Source organism: Rhodococcus sp. FW305-130 (genome assembly GCF_058788335.1).
The window spans coordinates 97839-117350 of record NZ_JBYTAP010000013.1 but is presented as its reverse complement, the minus strand read 5'-3'; the positions used below and the strand labels follow the sequence as shown (position 1 = coordinate 117350).

The window sequence follows — 19512 nt, the reverse complement described above, 5'->3', positions numbered from 1 at the left end:
TACGAGTTGGCGTCCCAGCAGGGTTCGCTCGAGGATGCGTTCATGAAGTTGACCGGAGACGATGTCCAGTACCACGCATCCGGTATCGAAGCAGTCCCCGAAACTCAGAACGGATACACACAGCAGGCTATGGGAGGTGCACTGTAATGGCTGTTCTCAGTGCTGAACGTATCAAGATCACCACGACCAAATCACCGTTGTGGTGCACGATCATCATCATCGTGCTCGGGCTGGGACTCGCCACAGCTTTCGGACTGAGCGCCAAGTCGTCGCTCAGCAGCCCCAATGGTGCAATGATGCCGACAGTGTCGGGGGCGCTCAGTGGAGTGACCGGCTTCGGTGTGTTGGTTCTGATGATCATGGCGGCTCTCGCGATCACCAGCGAATATCGCTTCGGGACCATCCGCACCACCTTCCAGGCAGTTCCGAACCGCGCTTCGGTGCTCATCGCCAAAGCGGGCCTCATAGGTGGTTTCGGAGCGGTACTGACTCTCGTATTGTCGTTCGGCGCTTTCGCTCTCACGAAGGCCACATCAGGTGACGCCGGAAGATTCCTGACTCTGTCTGGCGACGATAACTGGCGGGTCGTCTACGGAACACCGATCTACGCGTTCTTCTGCGTAGTTCTAGCCGTAGGAGTGGGCGCGTTGCTCCGGCAGTCTGCAGGTGCGATCGCATTACTGCTGTTGTGGCCCTTGCTGATCGAGAATCTTTTCAACCTGTTCGGAAGTATCGGCGAGAAGATCATGCCGTTCCTGCCGTTCATGAACGCCAACAACTTTCTCGGTTCCGGCGGTAGCGTCGACTTCCACTGGGGACCCTGGGGCAGCCTGGTCTACTTCGCCCTCTTCGTGCTCGTCGTATTCGGCCTCAGCATCGTCGTCGTGAACAGGCGGGATGCATAGGCACACGGATCAGGCGGGCTGATTCTGCTTACGCCAGCGGGCGTTCAGGAAACCCAATGCCGCGATCACCAGGAACAACACGGTGGTCGAGATCAACTGTGCACGGGCATCGGCGTCGAAGAGCATGAGGACGACGAAGACGCCGAGCATCGCGAGAGTCGCGTAGCTCAGATACGGGAACAGCCACATACGAACTGTCAGCTTGCCCGACGCTTCGAGTTGTTTACGCAGTCGCAGATGCGAGACGACGATGAAGATCCAGATGACGAGCAGCGCGGCGCCGACTGCGTTGAGCAGGATGCCGAGCAGGTCGTCGGGGAGCAGCCAGTTGAGCAGGACGCTGACGAAGCCGAAGAACACCGACAGCAGAACGGCATTGGTCGGAACTCCGGTGCTCGACAGTTTCGCCATGAAAGCGGGTCCGTCGCCGCGGCGCGAAAGTGAGAACGCCATGCGAGAGGTGCCGTAGATGTTGGCGTTGAACGCGGAAAGCAACGCCACCACTACGACGAGTTCCATGAACCCGGCAACACCCGGAATGTTCGCCTTGTTCAAGACGGCCACAAACGGGCCGCTCTCGAGTTCGGGGTCGTTCCAGGGCAGCACCAGAACCATGATGGAGATGGCACCGATGTAGAAGACACTGATGCGCCACACGACGCTTCGCACAGCGACGGCGATGGAGCGTTCCGGATTCTCGGATTCGGCTGCGGCGATGGTGACGATCTCGATCCCACCGAAGGCGAACGCCACGACGAGCAGTCCTGCGGCAATGCCAGACAACCCATTGGGCATGAAGCCGCCCTGCCCGAACAGATTGCTAGTACCGACCGGATCGGTATCGGGGAGGATGCCGAACACCAGCAGGACGCCGATGACGAGGAAGGCGATGATGACGGTGACTTTGATTGCGGCGAACCAGAACTCGAACTCACCGAAGTTGCTGACCTTCGCCAGGTTCACCACGGCGAAGAACACCACGAAGACCAGGGCGACAACCCATTGCGGGATCGACGGCACCCAGTCGTTCACGATCGCCGAGGCTCCGGTGATCTCGGCGCCCAGCACCATGATCAGCATGAACCAGTAGAGCCAGCCCATCACGAAGCCGGCCCACTCGCCGATCCCCAGGCGCGCGTAGTGAGAGAAGGAACCGCTCGCCGGGATCGCAGCTCCCATCTCACCGAGCATGCGCATCACGAACACCACGACGGCGCCCGCAAGGATGTAGGAGATCAGGACGGCCGGGCCGGCCTTGGCGATACCGACGCCGGTTCCGAGGAACAGGCCGGCGCCGATGGCCGAGCCCAGGCCCATCATCGTCAGATGGCGGACCTTGAGACCGTGGCCGAGAGCAGTGGTTGTTCCGTCGGAGACGTCGGTGTCAGTCATCAGTCGTTGGCGTGCAAAGCAGCGTTCAGTTCGACGCCGGTGCCCTTCCACGGCACGACCTCGACGGCACCCGAGACCGAGTTACGACGGAAGAGAAGGTTCGACTTGCCGCTGAGTTCCTTGGCCTTGACGACGGTGCCGTCCGGGCCGGTGACCTTGGTGCCCGCGGTGACATAGAGGCCCGCTTCGAGGACGCAGTCGTCGCCGAGTGAAATGCCGAGGCCGGCGTTTGCGCCGAGGAGGCAGCGCTTGCCGAGGGAGATGGTTTCCTTGCCGCCGCCGGAGAGGGTGCCCATGATCGAGGCGCCGCCGCCAACATCGGATCCGTCGTCGACGACGACGCCCGCGGAGATGCGGCCTTCGACCATCGAGTTACCGAGGGTGCCGGCGTTGAAGTTGACGAAGCCTTCGTGCATGACGGTCGTTCCGCTGGCGAGGTGCGCACCGAGTCGGACACGGTCCGCGTCACCGATACGCACTCCGGACGGCACGACGTAGTCGACCATGCGGGGGAACTTGTCGACGCTGAACACGGTCACGACGCCGCGGATGCGCAGACGTGAGCGAACTTGCTCGAAGCCTTCGACGGCGCACGGGCCGAAGTTGGTCCACACGACGTTGCTGAGCAGGCCGAACTGGCCGTCGAGGTTGACGCCGTGGGGTGCGACGAGACGGTGCGAGAGGAGGTGGAGGCGCAGGTAGACGTCGTGTGCGTCGACCGGTGCCTTGGAGAGATCGGCGATGGTGGTGCGGACGACGACCTGCGAGACCTCGCGAGCGTCGTCAGTGCCTGCCAGCAGTGCAAGATCGGAAGGAATGTCTGTTCCCTCGACGTTCTCGGTACCGGTCTTGTCGAATGTTCCCAGCTCCGGTGCCGGGAACCAGGTGTCGAGGACGGTTCCGTCCGCGGTCACGTTGGCGATACCTACTGCTGTTGCTCCCTGTGCGCTCACGGGACTAGAGATTACTGGGTGGTGGGTGCACCGGCCTAGGCTGGTGCGTGTGAGCATCCTCGATCTTGCTTCGGACCCCATCGACTTGACGGCCGCCCTGGTCGACATCCCCAGCGTCTCGCACGACGAATCCGTCATCGCGCAGGCCGTCGAGGATGCGCTGCGTGAGCAGACTTCGGGCTTCGAGATCATCCGCAACGGCAATGCCGTGTTGGCGCGTACGTCGCGTGGTTTGCCCAGTCGCGTCATGCTCGCCGGACATCTGGATACGGTGCCCATCGCGGACAATGTTCCTTCGCGGCGTGACGGCGACATCCTGCACGGCTGCGGGACCGTGGACATGAAGTCGGGCGATGCGGTCTTTCTGCACCTGGCGGCCACCATCGAGAACCTGGCCCACGATCTGACCCTGGTTTTCTACGACTGCGAAGAGATCGCCGCAACCTTCAACGGCCTGGGACGGATCGAACGCGAGATCCCGGAATGGCTCGCGGCCGACGTCGCAATTCTCGGTGAGCCGACGGCCGGTTTCATCGAGGCCGGGTGCCAGGGCACGATGCGGGTTCGGTTGACGGCTTCGGGAACTCGCGCACATTCGGCCAGGTCCTGGCTGGGGGACAACGCCATTCACAAGTTCGGCGGTGCGTTGGAGCGGTTGTCGAGTTACCAGCCGCGCTCGGTCGACATCGACGGTTGCGGCTACCGCGAAGGTTTGTCGGCGGTGCGGATTTCTGGCGGGGTCGCCGGAAACGTCGTCCCGGACGAAGCCGAGATGGACGTCAACTTCCGATTCGCGCCCGATCGCAGCGAGGCGCAAGCCGAGGCGCATGTGCGCGAAGTGTTTGACGGTCTGGGCCTCGGATTCGAGGTCACCGACTCCTCGCCCGGCGCGCTGCCTGGCTTGGCGAACCCGTCCGCTGCCGCCCTGATCGAGGCGGCCGGTGGTCAGTTCCGTGCGAAGTACGGGTGGACCGACGTGTCCAGGTTCTCGGCGCTCGGCATTCCTGCCGTGAACTACGGACCGGGTGATCCGAACCTCGCACACAAGCGCGACGAGCACGTTCCGGTGCAGCAGATCACCGACGTCGCGGCCGTGCTGAGGAAGTATCTGTCGGCCTGACCGTTAGCCTTGCCGCATGGCACCAGAGAAGAATTCGGCTTCGAAGAAGCAGAGCTCGTCGATCAAGCACCGCGGGCCCGTTCAGCTTCGACGCAAGCGCAAGGACGAGAAGACTACGACCGATCAGCGCTTGCTCGACAAGCGCGGACCCACGGACTGGGTACACACCGATCCGTGGCGTGTGCTGCGTATCCAGAGCGAATTCATCGAAGGTTTCGGCGCACTCGCCGAGGTCCCGCGTGCGGTGACGGTGTTCGGTTCGGCACGCACCACGGTCGATCATCCCGAGTATCAATCCGGCCGTGAGCTGGGAACGGCGTTGGCCGAAGCCGGATACGCCGTCATCACCGGCGGTGGACCGGGAGTCATGGAAGCTGCCAACCGCGGTTGCAGCGAGGCCGGCGGATACTCGATCGGTCTCGGCATCGAGCTGCCGTTCGAGCAGGGTCTCAACGAGTGGGTGGATCTCGGAATCAACTTCCGGTACTTCTTCGCACGCAAGACGATGTTCGTGAAGTACTCCCAGGCATTCATCTGCCTGCCGGGTGGCTTCGGAACACTCGACGAGCTGTTCGAGGCACTGACCTTGGTGCAGACCCACAAGGTCACGCGCTTCCCGATCGTCCTGTTCGGTACCGAGTACTGGTCCGGACTCGTCGACTGGATTCGCGGCACCCTCGAGCGTGACGGCAAGATTTCCGAAGGTGACGTGAACTTGCTGCACGTCACCGACAGTGTGGAAGAAGCAGTACGAATCGTCCTCAACGCCGACAAGGGCGTCGACGAGGCCGCAGATCTGGGGAAAGAAGAAGAATGGTGACCGATTCCGGCAAGAAGTACTCGATCTGCGTCTACTGCGCGTCGGGTCCGGTGGACGAATCGTTCCTGGCGTTGGCGTCAGAGGTGGGAACCGCGATCGGTCGACGCGGATGGCAGTTGGTCTCGGGCGGTGGCAACGTCTCGATGATGGGCGCTGTCGCCGAGTCGGCTCGCGCGGCGGGCGCCTGGACCGTCGGCGTCATTCCGAAGGCCCTGGTGCACAAGGAAGTAGCCGACGTCGATGCCGACGAGCTGATCGTCACGGACACCATGCGCGAGCGCAAGAAGCTGATGGAAGATCACGCCGACGCGTTCATCACGCTGCCGGGCGGAATCGGGACGCTGGAGGAGCTGTTCGAGACGTGGACCGCCGGCTACCTCGGAATGCACGAGAAACCAGTGGTGATGCTCGATCCCGTCGGGCACTTCACCGGCCTGCTCGAGTGGTTGAACAAGCTCGACGGGACCGGCTTCGTCGGGCGTCAGGCTTTGGACACTCTGTTGGTGCGGACGGACGTCGAGGCTGCGCTCGACGCGTGCGTCAGATCCTGATCAGACGCCTGCGTGGAACCCTGACCTGGGGCATGGCGGGCTTTATTACCGTGCAGTAAGGTGGCCGCAGACTGGGCGGCCGAATGGGCGCCGGATACGTGTTAGGGGAGCCATGAGTTCGGAAGCCCGTTCGACCGTCGGCCTGCTGGATCTGGCGGCAAAACTGCCGTCGATGATCACCGAGGTGCCGATCCTGGCGCGGGGGGCCGCCGGGCTCACCCGCAAGCCTTCGGCCAAGGAATCGATCGGGTTGATCTTCCAGAAGGCCGCGCACGCGCACCCGTCGCGCCCGTTCATCCGGTTCGAGGGCCACGCGACCAGTTACGCGGAGGCCAACGAACTGGTGAACCGCTACGCCGACGTCCTCCGCGGACGAGGAGTCGATCGCGGAGACGTCGTCGGAGTGCTGGCAAAGAACACCCCCGAAGCCCTGCTGATCGCGTTGGCCGCCGTCAAACTCGGCGCGGCTGCGGGCATGTTGAACTACAACCAGCGCGACGACGTTCTGGCACACAGCCTTACGCTGCTCGACGCGCGCGTCCTGGTGGTCGCCGACGAGTGCGAAGAGGCCCTCGAATCCTTGCCGGCGGGGTTTACCGGACCGAAGCAACTTCTCGTCAGTGAACTCGCGGATCTGGCGAAGACGGCTGATGCCGCCAACCCGGCGGTCACCGCCGAGGTGCTCGCGAAGGAGAAGGCGTTCTACATCTTCACCTCGGGTACCACGGGAATGCCCAAGGCCAGCTTGATGACTCACTTCCGTTGGCTGAAGTCGATGTCGGGCCTCGGGTTGATGGGCGTGCGCTTGCGCGGCTCGGACACTCTGTACTGCTGCCTGCCGCTCTACCACAACAACGCGTTGACGGTCTCGTTGTCCTCGGTGCTCGCGTCCGGTGCGACAATCGCGATCGGTCGTCAGTTCTCCGCCTCGCGGTTCTGGGACGACATCGCACTCAACAAGGCGACCGCGTTCACCTACATCGGCGAACTCTGCCGCTATCTGCTCAACCAGCCGGTCAAGCCGACCGACGGCGACAATGCTGTTCGGCTGATGGTGGGTAACGGTCTGCGCCCGGAGATCTGGGCCGAATTCACCCAGCGCTTCGGCATTCCCCGCGTCGCCGAGTTCTACGGTGCGAGCGAATGCAACATCGCGTTCGTCAACGCACTCAACGTCGACAAGACGGCCGGGATCTGTCCGTTGCCGCACGCCGTCGTCGAGTTCGACGAGGACACCGGAAAAGCGTTGCGTGGAGCCGACGGTCGCCTTCGCAAGGTGTCCACGGGTCAGGTCGGGCTCCTGCTGTCGAAGGTCACCGACCGAGCGCCTTTCGACGGTTACACCGACGAAGCCGCGAGCAACAGCAAGCTGGTGCGCGGCGGATTCAAGGACGACGACACCTGGTTCGATACCGGAGACCTGGTGCGCAAGCAGGGATGGGGCCACGTCGCCTTCGTCGACCGTCTCGGCGACACCTTCCGTTGGAAGGGCGAGAACGTTGCCACCACGGAGGTCGAGGGCGCGCTGAGTTCGCACCCGGCCGTCGAGGAAGCAGTTGTCTACGGCGTCGAGATCCCGGGCACCGACGGTCGCGCGGGAATGGCGGCGGTCAAGCTGCGGGACGGGCAGAGCTTCGAGGGAAGCGAAGTTGCAGCTCACCTCTACGGCAAGCTTCCCAACTACGCGGTCCCGCTGTTCATCCGCATCGTCGACTCACTCGAACACACCAGCACTTTCAAGTCGCGCAAGGTGGAATTGCGCAACGAGGGTTACGACGTCGGCGCCGACACTCTGCACGTTCTCGAAGGCCGCGAGGGTGGTTATGTGGACTCGTACGACGAATACGTCGGAAAGGTCGCGGCGGGCTCGGTACCCAAGGGCTAGACCGAGTTCCGTCATGCCAGTATGAGTGGCATGTCTTCACTCTCCGGTTCTACCGCGCAGCCAGGTCCGGCGCCCACCCTGTGTGGGCGTCCGGTCGCGGTCGACCGTGCACTGGTGATGGCGATCGTCAACCGCACTCCCGATTCCTTCTACGACCAGGGCGCGACGTTCTCGGATTCGGCAGCGATGGCCGCCGTCGACAGGGCCGTCGACGAGGGCGCCGATCTGGTGGACATCGGGGGAGTGAAAGCCGGGCCAGGTGACCTCGTCGACGCCGACGAAGAGGTCAGGCGGGTGGTTCCGTTTGTCGCCGCGATCAGAGCCAAGTACCCCGAGCTGATCATCAGCGTCGACACCTGGCGGAGCGGCGTCGCGCGGTTGGCACGCGGCGAAGGCGCCGACCTGATCAACGACACGTGGGCGGGTGCGGATCCGGAACTCGTTGTGGTTGCCGCCGAGACTGGTGCCGGGATCGTCTGCTCGCACACGGGTGGTGCGGTTCCGCGCACCCGCCCGCACCGTGTCCGCTACGACGACGTCGTCGCAGATGTGGTCACCGAGGTCGTGTCGGCGGCAGAACGCGCCCTGGCACTCGGAGTGCCGCGTGACGCGATTCTGATCGATCCCACTCACGATTTCGGTAAGAACACCTTCCACGGGCTCGAGTTGTTGCGAAAAGTGGACGTTCTTGTAAACACCGGGTGGCCAGTGCTGATGGCGCTGAGCAATAAGGACTTCATCGGGGAGACTCTTGGTGTGGAGCTTTCCGAGAGGTTGGAGGGAACATTGGCAGCGACAGCAATGGCCGCGGCTGGCGGCGCCCGGGTGTTCCGTGTTCACGAGGTGGCGTCCACCCGTCGAGTAGTCGACATGGTGGCCGCGATCCAAGGACGCCGTGCCCCGGTACGTACGGTTCGAGGTCTGGCATGAGCATCACCGGTGCGGGCCCGACCCGCGTATGGGCAGAAGCCAACAGTTGGGACCATCCGAGTTGGACGGTCGCCGAACTCGAACGGGCGAAGGGTGGCCGAACCGTCTCGGTGGTGTTGCCCGCGCTCAATGAAGAGGACACCGTTGCTGCGGTGGTCGACACCATTCATCCGTTGCTCGGTGGTTTGGTCGACGAGTTGATCGTTCTCGATTCCGGTTCGACCGACCGTACCGCCGAGCGTGCTCGCGCGGCGGGGGCGACGGTGATCAGTCGTGAGAGCGCAGTCCCGTCCATCCCGCCGACCGCGGGCAAGGGTGAAGTGTTGTGGCGTTCGGTCGCCGCAACGACCGGCGATCTGATCGCATTCGTCGACTCCGATCTCATCAATCCCGATCCAGCGTTCGTGCCGAAACTGCTGGGGCCGCTGCTCACGGTGGACGGCATCCATCTGGTGAAGGGCTACTACCGCCGTCCGCTGCGCGTGAGCGGCACGGAGGACGCCAACGGCGGCGGACGAGTCACGGAATTGGTTGCGCGGCCCATGTTGGCTGCGCTGCGGCCCGAACTCACGTCGGTACTGCAACCATTGGGCGGTGAATACGCGGGCACCCGTGAGCTGCTGTCGGCTGTTCCGTTTGCGCCCGGCTACGGCGTCGAGATCGGCCTTCTGCTCGACACGTACGACACGTTGGGGCTGGCGGCGATCGGTCAGGTCAATCTCGGTGTGCGCAAGCATCGCAACCGGCCGCTCGCCGACCTCGGCGTGATGAGCCGGCAGATCATCGGAACGATGCTCCGGCGGTGCGGGATCGAGGATTCGGGTGCCGGGTTGACCCAATTCCTGGTCGACGGCGATTCTTTCGTGCCCGAGACCACTGAGGTTTCGCTACTCGATCGACCCCCGATGAATTCGATAGTGCGCACCGCGGGGGTCTGACCGCTCACTCTCGGGTATGGGAGTATCGGTTCATGATGACGATCCTCCTGTACCTGATTGTCATGGCACTGGTCGGCGCGATGATCTTCCTCGCCGCCAGCGCTGTGTTCGGGCGCTCGGAAGAGCTGCCGCCGCTGCCTCCTGGCACGACGGCGACCGTACTCCCGGCAGAGGACGTCACCGGGGCGGATGTCGACGCTCTTCGTTTTCAGCAGGTGTTGCGTGGATACAAGGCGAGTGAAGTGGATTGGGCCCTGCATCGCCTCGGGTTGGAAATCGATTCTCTGCGTGCGCAACTGGGCCGTGACGAGAAGTCCGAGGTTCTGGTGAAGGCGGATGCTCCGGCCAAGGCCGAAGCAACGCAGGAGGCGCCTGAGACCGAATCCGAAGCGAAGGATTCCCAGGGCTGATGGCAGACGGACTGGTTCGGTGCGGCTGGGTGGTCGAGACGCCCGGTGACTCGCTGTACCGCGACTATCACGACGAGGAGTGGGGGCGTCCGCTGCACGGGCGCGACGAACTGTTCGAGCGGCTCGCCCTCGAAGCATTCCAATCGGGGCTTTCTTGGATCACGATTCTGCGCAAACGCGAGGCGTTCCGCGAAGCCTTCGACGGGTTCGATCCGGACAAGGTCGCAGCGTACGGAGTTGCGGATGTGGAGAGATTGCTCTCCGATGCCGCGATCGTCCGCAATCGCGCGAAGATCGAGGCGACGATTTCCAACGCCCGAGTGCTCGTGAATTCACCCGATCTGGACCTCGATTCGTTACTCTGGTCGTTCTCGCCGCCTCGACGCACCAGACGACTGACATCAATTGCAGAGGTTCCAGCGGTCACTCCCGAGTCGACTGCCATGGCTAAGGAACTCAAGCGACGCGGGTTCAAGTTTGTGGGTCCTACCACGGCTTATGCGCTCATGCAGGCTGCCGGAATGGTCGACGATCACGTGGTTGATTGCTGGGTTCCGGCGCAGGTGTGACGGTCGACTGAACACCCCTAAATGTGACTCAGATTCCCGGTTCCTGCATCCATAGGGAACAATGGAGGGTACGAGCCTCGCTGATTGTTGGCGGGGCGCACCGTTAGTCGAGGCGCAGAGCAATGCAGCGCAGATCTGGAGGGAGCAGAGGATGGCGGCCATGAAGCCCCGGACCGGGGACGGTCCCCTCGAAGCAACCAAAGAGGGACGAGGAATCGTCATGCGGGTTCCACTCGAGGGTGGCGGACGCCTCGTCGTCGAGCTGACCCCGGATGAAGCTGCAGCGCTCGGTGTGGAACTCACGAACGTCACCAGCTAGTCGGGTCCAGGTTGTAGCAGTACGAACAACAGCACGTGATTGCACGCAGGCTCCGTATCCGTTTCGGTACGGGGCCTGAAGTGTGCGCACCGCCGGTAGCCGAAAGGACGGATCAATGCTTGCCGCCGTGGTCGATCTACTGTCCTGCCCGCAGTGCGCTGCTGAGTTGGAATTGGTGGACGGCGCCGCCGAGTGCGATCGCGGACATCGATTCGACGTGGCTCGCCAGGGTTACGTGAGCCTGATCAGTGGCGGTGCCACGAAGTTCACCGGCGACAGTGCCGAGATGATCGCCGCGCGTGCACGACTTCTCGGCGCCGGCCACTTCGGCCCGCTGATGGATGCCGTTTCCCGGGCCTGCGCGACGACGGCAGGGGCGGATCCTGCGCGGATCGTCGAAATCGGTGCAGGCACAGGACAATACCTCGCACACGTCGTGGATTCGCTGCCTGATTCTCGGGCAATAGCCTTGGACGTGTCCAAGTTCGCGGCACGGCGAGCGGCGAAGATCCACGAAAGGATCGGCTCGATCGTCGCGGACGTCTGGCAACCACTTCCGATTCGAGACGGAGCGCTCTCCCACGTGCTCTGTGTGTTCGCTCCACGCAACGGTCCGCAGTCCCATCGAGTTCTCGCCGATGACGGCGTTCTGGTGGTCCTGACGCCCACCGACAGGCATCTGCGCGAGCTGATCGACATTCTCGAGATGGTCAAGGTCGACGATCGCAAGGTGGAACGTCTCGAATCGTCGATGGCCGGCTTGTTCGAGCGCGTGAGCAGCGACGAGGTCGAGTTCACGATGTCACTCTCACACCAGGACGTCCTCGACTTGGTGGGGATGGGACCGTCGGCGAGGCACCTGACGCCCGCCGATCTGGCTGCCGCCGTGGCGAAGCTGCCGCAGCCGAGCACCGTCACCGCGTCGGCGACGGTCTCGACCTATCGCAAGATCTGACGCGGATCAGCGTCTCGTGACGGCGTCCGCGTAGACCTCGAGCGTCTGCTTGGCGATTTCGGCCCAGGAGAACTCGTCGATCGCACGGATTCTGCCCGCACGACCCATCGCGTCGGCGCCTTCTCGGTCGGCGACAACGGCATTGACGGTGGCAGCGAGTGATTCCTCGAATGCGTTCGGCTCGTAGGCGTTGTAGTGCACGAGTCGTCCGGTGACGCCGTCGGCGACCACCTCGGGGATACCGCCGACATCGGAAGCGACCACGGCGGTCTCACACGCCATGGCTTCGAGATTGACGATTCCGAGGGGCTCGTACACCGAAGGACAGACGAATACCGTTGCTGCCGAGAGTATTTCCCTGATCTGCTCGGTTGGGAGCATCTCGCGCACCCAGTAGACATTGCCCCGATGTCTGGCGAGTTCGGCCACTGCCTTCTCCGTTTCGGCGGCGATCTCCGGCGTATCGGGAGCGCCGGCGCACAGCACGAGCTGAATCTCCGGGTCGAAGTGGTGTGCTGCCGCGACGAGGTGCCCGACGCCCTTCTGCCTCGTGATCCGTCCGACAAAGGCCACGATGGGTTTTGCGGGGTCGACGCCGATCGACGCGAGTGCGGACGGCGCTCCCGGCGCAGATCCCCCGGGATGCCATACCTCGGTGTCGATTCCGTTGCGCACTACGTGAACGCGACTCGGATCGACGGCGGGGTACGCGTCGAGGACGTCGAGTCGCATACCTGAACTGACGGCGATGATCGCGTCTGCGTGCTCGACGGCGTTGCGTTCGGACCACGACGAGATCCGATAGCCGCCGCCTAGCTGTTCGGCCTTCCACGGGCGTCTGGGCTCGAGTGAGTGCGCGGTGAGGATGTGCGGCACGTCGTAGAGAGCCGACGCGAGATGTCCGGCCAGTCCGGTGTACCAGGTGTGGGAGTGGACGATGTCGACACCGGCCGCGGCGTCCGCCATCCGCAACTCGGTGGAGAGCGTCGTCAAGGCTGGGTTGGATCCGGCGAGAGCGGGGTCGGGAGAGTGGACGATCGCGCCTTCGCGCGGGGCGCCCATGCAGTGCACGTCGACCTCGCACAACCGCTTCATCTGAGCGACGAGCTCGGTTACGTGTACTCCTGCGCCGCCGTAGATCTCCGGCGGGTATTCCTTGGTCATCATTGCGACTCGCACGCGCTAAACCTAACCGCCCGTGGTCGATCCGGCTACCGATCGCGTTATCCCCGACCGTTCGGAGAGGGACACGATCGGACCTCTCGGACTGCTTCGCTAGCGGGAGTTCACCAGTGCGGATAGGTTAGCGGTGTGAGAAGCCAGCCGCATGTGCTTGGAATCGTGCTCGCCGGGGGCGAGGGCAAACGCTTGTATCCGCTGACCGCGGACAGAGCGAAGCCCGCAGTGCCCTTCGGAGGTGCATATCGACTTATCGACTTCGTGTTGAGCAACCTTGTCAACGCGGGATATCTGCGTATTTGTGTGTTGACGCAATACAAGTCACATTCACTCGACCGTCACATTTCGCAGACGTGGCGATTGTCCGGGTTCGCGGGTGAGTACATCACTCCGGTCCCGGCCCAGCAGCGGCTCGGGCCGCGCTGGTACACCGGCAGTGCCGACGCAATCCTGCAGTCGCTCAATCTCGTTTACGACGAGGACCCCGAGTACATCGTGGTTTTCGGTGCCGACCACGTGTACCGGATGGATCCGGAACAGATGGTGCAGCACCACATCGAATCCGGGGCAGGCGTGACGGTCGCGGGTATTCGTGTACCGCGAAGTGAGGCTTTCGCTTTCGGCTGCATCGACAGTGACGAGTCCGGACGCATCACGCAGTTCCTGGAAAAGCCCGCCCATCCTCCCGGGACACCGGACGACCCAAATTCCACGTTCGCGTCCATGGGTAACTATGTGTTCACCACCAAGGTGCTCGTGGACGCCATCCGCGCTGATTCCGAGAACTCCGATTCCGACCACGACATGGGCGGAGACATCATTCCCGCCTTGGTCGCGGCGGGTGAGGCGTCGGTCTACGACTTCAAGGACAACGTCGTTCCCGGCGCCACCGATCGAGACCGCGGTTACTGGCGTGACGTCGGTACCCTCGACGCCTTCTACGACGCTCACATGGACCTCGTGTCGGTGCACCCGATCTTCAATCTCTACAACCGTCGCTGGCCCATCCGCGGCGCCACCGAGAATCTCGCGCCCGCCAAGTTCGTGAAGGGCGGACTCGCTCAGGAATCAGTGGTCGGTGCGGGGTCGATCCTGTCCGCGGCGACCGTGCGCAATTCGGTACTCAGTTCCAACGTGATGATCGAGGACGGTGCGACCGTCGAGGGCAGCGTGCTGATGCCGGGTGTGCGCATCGGCAAGGGCGCCGTCGTGCGGCGCGCGATCCTCGACAAGAACGTCGTGGTCGGTGACGGCGAAATCATCGGCGTCGATCTCGAACGTGACCGCGAACGATTTGCCGTCAGTCAGGGTGGCGTCGTCGCCATCGGTAAGGGCGTCTGGATCTAGAGCTTGCTCGCGCAGAGGAGGCCGTCGCCGAGGGGGAGGAGGACTCGAATGAGTCGCTCGTCCTCGGTCACGGCCTTTGCTGCTTCTCGGACCGCAACCGTTGTCGCGTCGCGAGCGGAGCTGTCGGCAACGCGGCCGTCGGCCAGGGCGTTGTGCAGAACGATGACACCGCCGGAGCGCAGCAGGCGGACACCTTCGCGGACGTAGTGGGGGTGGTCGATCGCGGCGCAGTCGACGAACACCAGGTCGTAGCCGCCGTCCGCGAGCCGGGGAAGTACGTCGAGAGCCCGTCCGTTGATCAGGCGAGTGCGTGCCGGAGCGATTCCGCTTTCGCGGAAGGTCAGCTTGGCCGCCCGCTGGTGTTCGGGCTCACTGTCGATCGTGGTCAGGACGCCGTCGTCGCGCATGCCGTGCAGAAGCCACAGGCTGCTCACGCCGGCTCCGGTACCCACCTCGACGGCCGTCTTCGCGTCGAGCATCCTCGCGAACATCGCGAGCGTCGCACCGACGGCGGGCGTCACCGGATGGGCTCCGAGATCCAGCGCTCGATCTCGCGCCGCGGTCAAAATCTCGTCCTCGGAAACAACGTCCTCGACGTGGCGGAGTATCTGTTCGGCGTGGGTCACGCTCATGAGGTTATCGGGCGGTTCGGATTGTCGCTGCAAGGCGCGCAGTCACCAGGATTCTCAGGAATCCCTCAGGCTCCTCATATGGCGTGCACACCGCGATGAGAAAAGGTGTATATATCGCCGGATCGAAGATCGCACGGCGGTATCGATTTTTACCAAGTTGGTCTTTCGCAGCTCGGTGATCGGGAACAAATCACAGCAACGGCTGGTTCTCCCGAATATCGCGCACTACGTGATTCGGACAACGCGGTGATCGAACTACGCGATCCCGAGCAGGAGGATCAACTTATTTACCAGGTCAACGACGAGCCTCGCCCTCGAGAGTCGGAAGTTTTGACGACGGAATCGGCTGTGGATTCCGAATTGATCGGCACTGCTGTGTTCGATGCAACTGGTGAGAAGTCCTCCATGCCGTCTTGGGACGAACTCGTGCGTCAGCACGGTGACCGGGTGTACCGCCTGGCCTACCGGTTGTCAGGCGATGCCCAGGACGCCGAGGACTTGACGCAGGACACCTTCATTCGGGTGTTCCGCTCGCTCTCCGATTATCAGCCCGGAACTTTCGAGGGCTGGTTGCACCGCATCACCACAAACTTGTTCCTCGACATGGTTCGCCGACGCAACCGCATCCGTATGGAAGCGCTGCCCGAGGACTACGACCGCGTTCCCTCACCCGGTCCGGACCCCGAGCAGATCTACCACGACGCGCGCCTCGACGCAGGTCTGCAGGCCGCACTCGACTCACTCGCACCTGAATTTCGCGCCGCTGTTGTGCTCTGTGACATCGAAGGTCTGTCGTACGAGGAAATCGGTGCCACACTGGGAGTGAAGCTCGGAACGGTTCGTAGCCGTATCCATCGTGGGCGACAGGCGATTCGTGATCATCTGGCAGCGCAGCGCGCAGCCGAATCCGAACTCGTCGGTTTCTGACGGTCGGGTTCGAGCTACAGAGCGGGACGTGGTCAATCACCTGGAGGGACGAATGACGGAGGCGCGGGCACATCGCCAGTTCGGTTCGACCGAACATCTGGCCAGCGAGGCAATCGCTGCCTACGTCGACGGAGAACTCCGAATGCAGGCCTACTTGCGGGCCTCGCATCACATCTCGATCTGCGCCGAGTGCGCTGCGGCCGTCGATGCTCAGCAGCAGGCACGTGGTGCGCTGCGTCGAAGCGGCGAGATGACGATGCCGTTGTCCCTGGTTGGACTTCTCAGTCAGATTCCCTCGTGCAACAGTCCGACCACCGGACCCAATTCGGAAAACGCCGACGGTTCCGTCGGCAATCAGCCCGCAGGCTTTTCCACCATCAGCAAGCGGTTGTCCCGTCGCTGGCGCAAATGACGCCGCGCGCGCTGGCGCAAATGACGCCGCGCGCCAGCTTCCCGGCACGGATCAGTGATACTGGACAACGTGACTGACGGAAAGAGGGGGCATTCCGGAGTGAGCTCGGATTCTTCGGCAAGCGGTTCGGCGGATCGACCGGCAGATGCGCCGGTGCTCGATCCTCGGCCGGTGTACCGACCTCAGATCGATCCGGCCTCGCGCCAGGTGTTCGGTCGACCGAGTGGAGTCGAGGGCTCGTTCACTCCGATTGCCACGCGATCGACCCCGTCTTCCGATGTCGTGATCGGGAATCCGGACCCAGTTCTGGCCGAAGCGTTCGGTCGACCCGCAGACGCCACCGAGTCGATCGGTCGCGATCCCGAGGCGTCGGCGAACAACACACCCGACGAAGAACCCCCGCGTGATCCGTGGCGCGATCCTGAATCCGAGGTCTCGCTGGGCAAGCCTGCAGAGTCCGAGGCGCCGGTGCAGTTGCCTCCCGCCCAGAAGCTCGACGTGCGTGAGCTGCTGTTCGGTCGCAAGGTCGCCCCCTCGGCACTGGCCGCGCTCGCGGGCATGGCACTTGTCATCGCTCTTGTCGGCGGCTTGCTCGCCACTGTCATCACCGCCGATCGCAGTTCACTCACCAGCTCACGTGTCACGCTCGTTCAATCCGGCGGCGGTGAACAGCCGGAGTCGCAGGTGGCGAAGGTCGCCGACGCAGTGTTGCCTTCCGTGGTGTCGATTCAGGTCGCCGTCGGTGACCAGGGCAGTACGGGTTCCGGTGTGGTCATCGACGGCGCCGGATACATCGTCACCAACAACCACGTGATCTCCTCGGCCGTACCGCCTGCTCAGGACGCGAAGATCCAGGTGATCTTCTCCGACGGAACCAAGACCGACGCCCAGATCGTCGGACGTGACGTCAAGACAGACCTCGCGGTGCTCAAGGTGTCGGCCAACAATCTGACGGTCGCTCAGCTCGGAAAATCCGAGGATGTTCAGGTCGGCGACGACGTCGTCGCCGTCGGCTCACCCCTCGGATTGAGCAAGACCGTCACCCGCGGAATCGTCAGTGCGCTGAACCGGCCTCTGCGTTTGTCGGGTGAAGGCACCGACACCAACGCCGTCATCGACGCCGTCCAGACCGATGCGGCGATCAACCACGGCAACTCAGGTGGTGCACTCGTCGACGACGAAGCCCGCGTCATCGGTATCAACACGGCCATGCTCAGCGAGTCCGGTGGTTCGGTCGGGCTCGGCTTCGCGATTCCGATCGATACGGTCACCGAGGTGGCGCAGACCATCATTCGCGACGGCAAGGTTCATCACCCCGACATCGGCGTGAATGCCCGCACCGCGGTCAACGACGCGACCAGCGGTGCTGCGGTGGCCAACGTCCGCGACGGCAGCCCAGCTCAGCGTGCGGGGATCGTCGAGGGTGACGTCATCGTCAAGGTCGGTGACCGACCGGTGACGAGTGCCGACGAACTGGTGGTTGCGGTCAACGCGACGACCGTCGATCAGCCGGTCAACGTCCAGTTGATCCGCGACGGACGGCAGGTCGACATTTCGGTCACGCCTGTGTCCGACTGATCGGACCCTGCGATCTTCCTGTGAGGTTGATCCGGACATGCGCGCACCGAGCGAGCACACAGTAGGCTGACCCTGTGTTTGGCAACATCGGTTGGGGCGAGTTCATGATCCTCCTCGTAGCGGCTCTGGTCATCTTGGGACCTGAGCGGCTTCCTGGTGCGGTCTCCTGGGTCACGAAGTCCCTGAGGCAGGTGCGCGAATATGCTTCGGGCGCTTCCAATCAGCTCAAGGAAGAACTGGGCACCGATTTCGAGGATCTGCGTAAACCACTCGCAGATCTGAACAAGCTGCGCGGAATGACGCCGCGCGCTGTGATCACCCAGCACCTTCTCGACGGCGACGACTCCATCTTCACGGGCAACTTCGACAAGAAGCCGCAGAGCGGAGTGCAGGAGCCGAAGACGCTGTCGAAGGACAAGCCACTCACCGCGGGCGAACGTCCTCCTGTGGACTTCGACGCAACCTAGATTCGACATACGAAAGGGCGCCTGTCACCGATCGGTGACAGGCGCCCTTTCGTATGAGGGGGGTTCTACAGGTTGCGAACCGTATTGATACCGAGCGACATTCCGGCCAGCCCGCGCTGACGGACGGCCAACTTGTCGGCGATGTCCTTGAGTGCGATGGCCGCGGGTGAATCGGGAGCGCTGAGGACGATCGGCGTCCCGGCGTCGCCTGCCTCGCGGACGGACGGGTCCAGCGGAATCTGTCCGAGAAGCGGAACCTTGGCGCCGACGGCCTTCGTGAGGCGATCGGAGACGGTCTGCCCGCCGCCTTCGCCGAAGACGTCCATGCGGGTGCCGTCGGGAAGTTCGAGCCACGACATGTTCTCGACGACGCCGGCGACGCGCTGGCGGGTCTGCAGGGCGATGGCGCCCGCTCGCTCGGCGACCTCGGCAGCGGCCTGCTGCGGTGTGGTGACGACCAGGATCTCGGCGCTCGGGATGAGCTGAGCCACCGAGATGGCGATGTCACCGGTGCCTGGCGGCAGATCGAGCAGCAGCACGTCCAGATCGCCCCAGAACACGTCGGCGAGGAACTGCTGGAGCGCGCGGTGAAGCATCGGTCCGCGCCAGACGACAGGAGTGTTGCCCTGGGTGAACTGCGCGATGGAGATCATCTTCACGTCGTGTGCAACCGGCGGCATGATCATGCGCTCGACCTGAGTGGGCTTGGCGTCGGTGCCGAGCATGCGGGGGATCGAGTGACCGTAGATATCCGCGTCGAGTACGCCGACAGACAGTCCGCGCGCGGCCATTGCTGCCGCGAGATTGACTGTCACACTGGACTTTCCGACGCCACCCTTGCCGGAGGCTACGGCGTAGACGCGGGTGAGTGAACCCGGCTGGGCGAACGGGATGACGGGTTCGGCGGAATCGCCGCGAAGCGACTTGCGGAGCTCGGTCCGCTGGGCGTCGTCCATGACGTCGAGTTCGACGCGGATCGCACCGACCCCGGCGACGTCGGCGACGGCCTTGGTGACGCGTTCGGTGATCTCGGTGCGCATCGGGCAACCGGCGGTCGTGAGATAGATGCCGATGTCGACGCTGTTGTCACTGGAGAGGGAGATCCCCTTGACCATCCCCAGCTCGGTGATGGGTTTGCGGATCTCTGGGTCCAGAACTCGCGCGAGCGCGGAGCGAACGTCGGACTCGGTCAGTACAGACATGACTCCATGGTAAGTCCAGGT

21 protein-coding genes and 1 pseudogene are annotated in these 19512 nt (G+C 63.5%); 17 read left to right on the top strand and 5 right to left on the bottom strand.

Translation table 11 applies throughout. The features are described from left to right. A pseudogene (locus AC3WQS_RS29895) lies at positions 1-147 on the top strand (ABC transporter ATP-binding protein); the annotation flags it as partial. Then, a complete protein-coding gene (locus AC3WQS_RS29890) occupies positions 147-905 on the top strand; it encodes an ABC transporter permease (protein ID WP_029255815.1) in 759 nt (252 codons plus the stop codon). The pseudogene AC3WQS_RS29895 and the gene AC3WQS_RS29890, both read left to right, overlap by 1 nt. 9 nt (positions 906-914) lie before the next feature. Here AC3WQS_RS29890 and AC3WQS_RS29885 read toward each other — a convergent pair whose 3' ends face one another. Together AC3WQS_RS29885 and dapD are read right to left on the bottom strand one after the other, a co-directional pair. Further along, the gene (locus AC3WQS_RS29885; RefSeq protein WP_020908472.1) at positions 915-2297 is read right to left on the bottom strand and encodes an amino acid permease; all 1383 of its coding nucleotides are present in this window, start codon (positions 2295-2297) and stop codon (positions 915-917) included. Further along, a complete protein-coding gene (gene dapD, locus AC3WQS_RS29880) occupies positions 2297-3250 on the bottom strand; it encodes a 2,3,4,5-tetrahydropyridine-2,6-dicarboxylate N-succinyltransferase (RefSeq protein WP_019749368.1) in 954 nt (317 codons plus the stop codon). Before dapD ends, AC3WQS_RS29885 begins: the two co-directional genes overlap by 1 nt. A 49-nt stretch (positions 3251-3299) precedes the next feature. Between dapD and dapE the strand changes: the two genes are divergently transcribed. The 10 genes from dapE to AC3WQS_RS29830 all read left to right on the top strand — a co-directional run bounded on the left by dapE (position 3300) and on the right by AC3WQS_RS29830 (position 11747). After that, the gene (dapE, locus tag AC3WQS_RS29875) at positions 3300-4370 is read left to right on the top strand and encodes a succinyl-diaminopimelate desuccinylase (protein WP_179154702.1); all 1071 of its coding nucleotides are present in this window, start codon (positions 3300-3302) and stop codon (positions 4368-4370) included. A gap of 16 nt (positions 4371-4386) precedes the next feature. After that, a complete protein-coding gene (locus AC3WQS_RS29870; protein ID WP_003945176.1) occupies positions 4387-5190 on the top strand; it encodes an LOG family protein in 804 nt (267 codons plus the stop codon). After that, on the top strand, positions 5184-5741 hold the full coding sequence (locus tag AC3WQS_RS29865; protein ID WP_256065707.1) for an LOG family protein: 558 nt from the start codon (positions 5184-5186) through the stop codon (positions 5739-5741). The genes AC3WQS_RS29870 and AC3WQS_RS29865 overlap by 7 nt, the downstream gene beginning before the upstream one ends. Positions 5742-5853: 112 nt before the next feature. Continuing rightward, the gene (locus AC3WQS_RS29860; protein ID WP_133727821.1) at positions 5854-7626 is read left to right on the top strand and encodes a long-chain-acyl-CoA synthetase; all 1773 of its coding nucleotides are present in this window, start codon (positions 5854-5856) and stop codon (positions 7624-7626) included. 30 nt (positions 7627-7656) lie between these two features. After that, on the top strand, positions 7657-8556 hold the full coding sequence (folP, locus tag AC3WQS_RS29855) for a dihydropteroate synthase (protein ID WP_037249509.1): 900 nt from the start codon (positions 7657-7659) through the stop codon (positions 8554-8556). Beyond that, positions 8553-9494: a glucosyl-3-phosphoglycerate synthase gene (locus AC3WQS_RS29850; RefSeq protein WP_019749363.1), complete on the top strand. Its 942-nt coding sequence runs from the start codon at positions 8553-8555 to the stop codon at positions 9492-9494. Before folP ends, AC3WQS_RS29850 begins: the two co-directional genes overlap by 4 nt. A gap of 32 nt (positions 9495-9526) precedes the next feature. Continuing rightward, a complete protein-coding gene (locus AC3WQS_RS29845) occupies positions 9527-9904 on the top strand; it encodes a DivIVA domain-containing protein (protein ID WP_019749362.1) in 378 nt (125 codons plus the stop codon). After that, positions 9904-10473, top strand: a complete 570-nt coding sequence (locus AC3WQS_RS29840) for a DNA-3-methyladenine glycosylase I (RefSeq protein ID WP_492713438.1) — start codon at positions 9904-9906, stop codon at positions 10471-10473. The genes AC3WQS_RS29845 and AC3WQS_RS29840 overlap by 1 nt, the downstream gene beginning before the upstream one ends. Positions 10474-10624: 151 nt before the next feature. Continuing rightward, a complete protein-coding gene (locus AC3WQS_RS29835; RefSeq protein WP_003945169.1) occupies positions 10625-10792 on the top strand; it encodes a DUF3117 domain-containing protein in 168 nt (55 codons plus the stop codon). Positions 10793-10907: 115 nt separating this feature from the next. Next, positions 10908-11747: a putative RNA methyltransferase gene (locus AC3WQS_RS29830; RefSeq protein ID WP_070386684.1), complete on the top strand. Its 840-nt coding sequence runs from the start codon at positions 10908-10910 to the stop codon at positions 11745-11747. Between the two features lie 6 nt (positions 11748-11753). Here AC3WQS_RS29830 and glgA read toward each other — a convergent pair whose 3' ends face one another. Beyond that, positions 11754-12926, bottom strand: coding sequence for a glycogen synthase (gene glgA / locus AC3WQS_RS29825; protein ID WP_070386685.1), 1173 nt, complete (start codon positions 12924-12926; stop codon positions 11754-11756). 132 nt (positions 12927-13058) lie between these two features. On the opposite strand from glgA, the gene glgC reads away from it, so the two are divergent. Continuing rightward, positions 13059-14273, top strand: coding sequence for a glucose-1-phosphate adenylyltransferase (gene glgC, locus AC3WQS_RS29820; RefSeq protein ID WP_003945185.1), 1215 nt, complete (start codon positions 13059-13061; stop codon positions 14271-14273). On the opposite strand, the gene AC3WQS_RS29815 is transcribed toward glgC, so the two are convergent. Further along, positions 14270-14905, bottom strand: coding sequence for an O-methyltransferase (locus tag AC3WQS_RS29815; protein WP_007736091.1), 636 nt, complete (start codon positions 14903-14905; stop codon positions 14270-14272). The two genes, glgC and AC3WQS_RS29815, sit on opposite strands and share 4 nt — an antisense overlap. A 330-nt stretch (positions 14906-15235) precedes the next feature. Between AC3WQS_RS29815 and sigE the strand changes: the two genes are divergently transcribed. The 4 genes from sigE (at position 15236) to tatB (ending at position 18289) form a co-directional block, all read left to right on the top strand. Then, positions 15236-15832, top strand: a complete 597-nt coding sequence (gene sigE, locus AC3WQS_RS29810; RefSeq protein ID WP_029255812.1) for an RNA polymerase sigma factor SigE — start codon at positions 15236-15238, stop codon at positions 15830-15832. A gap of 52 nt (positions 15833-15884) precedes the next feature. Further along, entirely contained in the window at positions 15885-16244 is a 360-nt protein-coding gene (locus AC3WQS_RS29805) for a hypothetical protein (protein WP_020970204.1), read from the top strand. Between the two features lie 99 nt (positions 16245-16343). Then, positions 16344-17822 (top strand): S1C family serine protease, encoded by a 1479-nt coding sequence (locus AC3WQS_RS29800; protein WP_047889716.1) that lies wholly within the window; start codon positions 16344-16346, stop codon positions 17820-17822. 74 nt (positions 17823-17896) lie between these two features. Then, complete coding sequence (tatB, locus tag AC3WQS_RS29795; protein ID WP_003945177.1) at positions 17897-18289, top strand: Sec-independent protein translocase protein TatB; 393 nt, start codon at positions 17897-17899, stop codon at positions 18287-18289. Positions 18290-18354: 65 nt separating this feature from the next. On the opposite strand, the gene AC3WQS_RS29790 is transcribed toward tatB, so the two are convergent. After that, positions 18355-19491, bottom strand: a complete 1137-nt coding sequence (locus AC3WQS_RS29790) for an Mrp/NBP35 family ATP-binding protein (RefSeq protein WP_003945178.1) — start codon at positions 19489-19491, stop codon at positions 18355-18357. Between the last annotated feature and the right edge of the window lie 21 nt (positions 19492-19512).

Bases quoted from the DNA above. Each gene is read 5' to 3' on its own strand.
- AC3WQS_RS29830 (WP_070386684.1), top strand. From the start codon at position 10,908: ATGCTTGCCGCCGTGGTCGATCTACTGTCCTGCCCGCAGTGCGCTGCT.
- AC3WQS_RS29805 (WP_020970204.1), top strand. From the start codon at position 15,885: ATGACGGAGGCGCGGGCACATCGCCAGTTCGGTTCGACCGAACATCTG.
- AC3WQS_RS29790 (WP_003945178.1), bottom strand. From the start codon at position 19,491: ATGTCTGTACTGACCGAGTCCGACGTTCGCTCCGCGCTCGCGCGAGTT.
- folP (WP_037249509.1), top strand. From the start codon at position 7,657: ATGTCTTCACTCTCCGGTTCTACCGCGCAGCCAGGTCCGGCGCCCACC.
- AC3WQS_RS29815 (WP_007736091.1), bottom strand. From the start codon at position 14,905: ATGAGCGTGACCCACGCCGAACAGATACTCCGCCACGTCGAGGACGTT.
- AC3WQS_RS29860 (WP_133727821.1), top strand. From the start codon at position 5,854: ATGAGTTCGGAAGCCCGTTCGACCGTCGGCCTGCTGGATCTGGCGGCA.
- AC3WQS_RS29850 (WP_019749363.1), top strand. From the start codon at position 8,553: ATGAGCATCACCGGTGCGGGCCCGACCCGCGTATGGGCAGAAGCCAAC.
- AC3WQS_RS29835 (WP_003945169.1), top strand. From the start codon at position 10,625: ATGGCGGCCATGAAGCCCCGGACCGGGGACGGTCCCCTCGAAGCAACC.
- AC3WQS_RS29870 (WP_003945176.1), top strand. From the start codon at position 4,387: ATGGCACCAGAGAAGAATTCGGCTTCGAAGAAGCAGAGCTCGTCGATC.
- AC3WQS_RS29840 (WP_492713438.1), top strand. From the start codon at position 9,904: ATGGCAGACGGACTGGTTCGGTGCGGCTGGGTGGTCGAGACGCCCGGT.
- AC3WQS_RS29885 (WP_020908472.1), bottom strand. From the start codon at position 2,297: ATGACTGACACCGACGTCTCCGACGGAACAACCACTGCTCTCGGCCAC.
- AC3WQS_RS29845 (WP_019749362.1), top strand. From the start codon at position 9,527: ATGATGACGATCCTCCTGTACCTGATTGTCATGGCACTGGTCGGCGCG.
- AC3WQS_RS29865 (WP_256065707.1), top strand. From the start codon at position 5,184: ATGGTGACCGATTCCGGCAAGAAGTACTCGATCTGCGTCTACTGCGCG.
- AC3WQS_RS29890 (WP_029255815.1), top strand. From the start codon at position 147: ATGGCTGTTCTCAGTGCTGAACGTATCAAGATCACCACGACCAAATCA.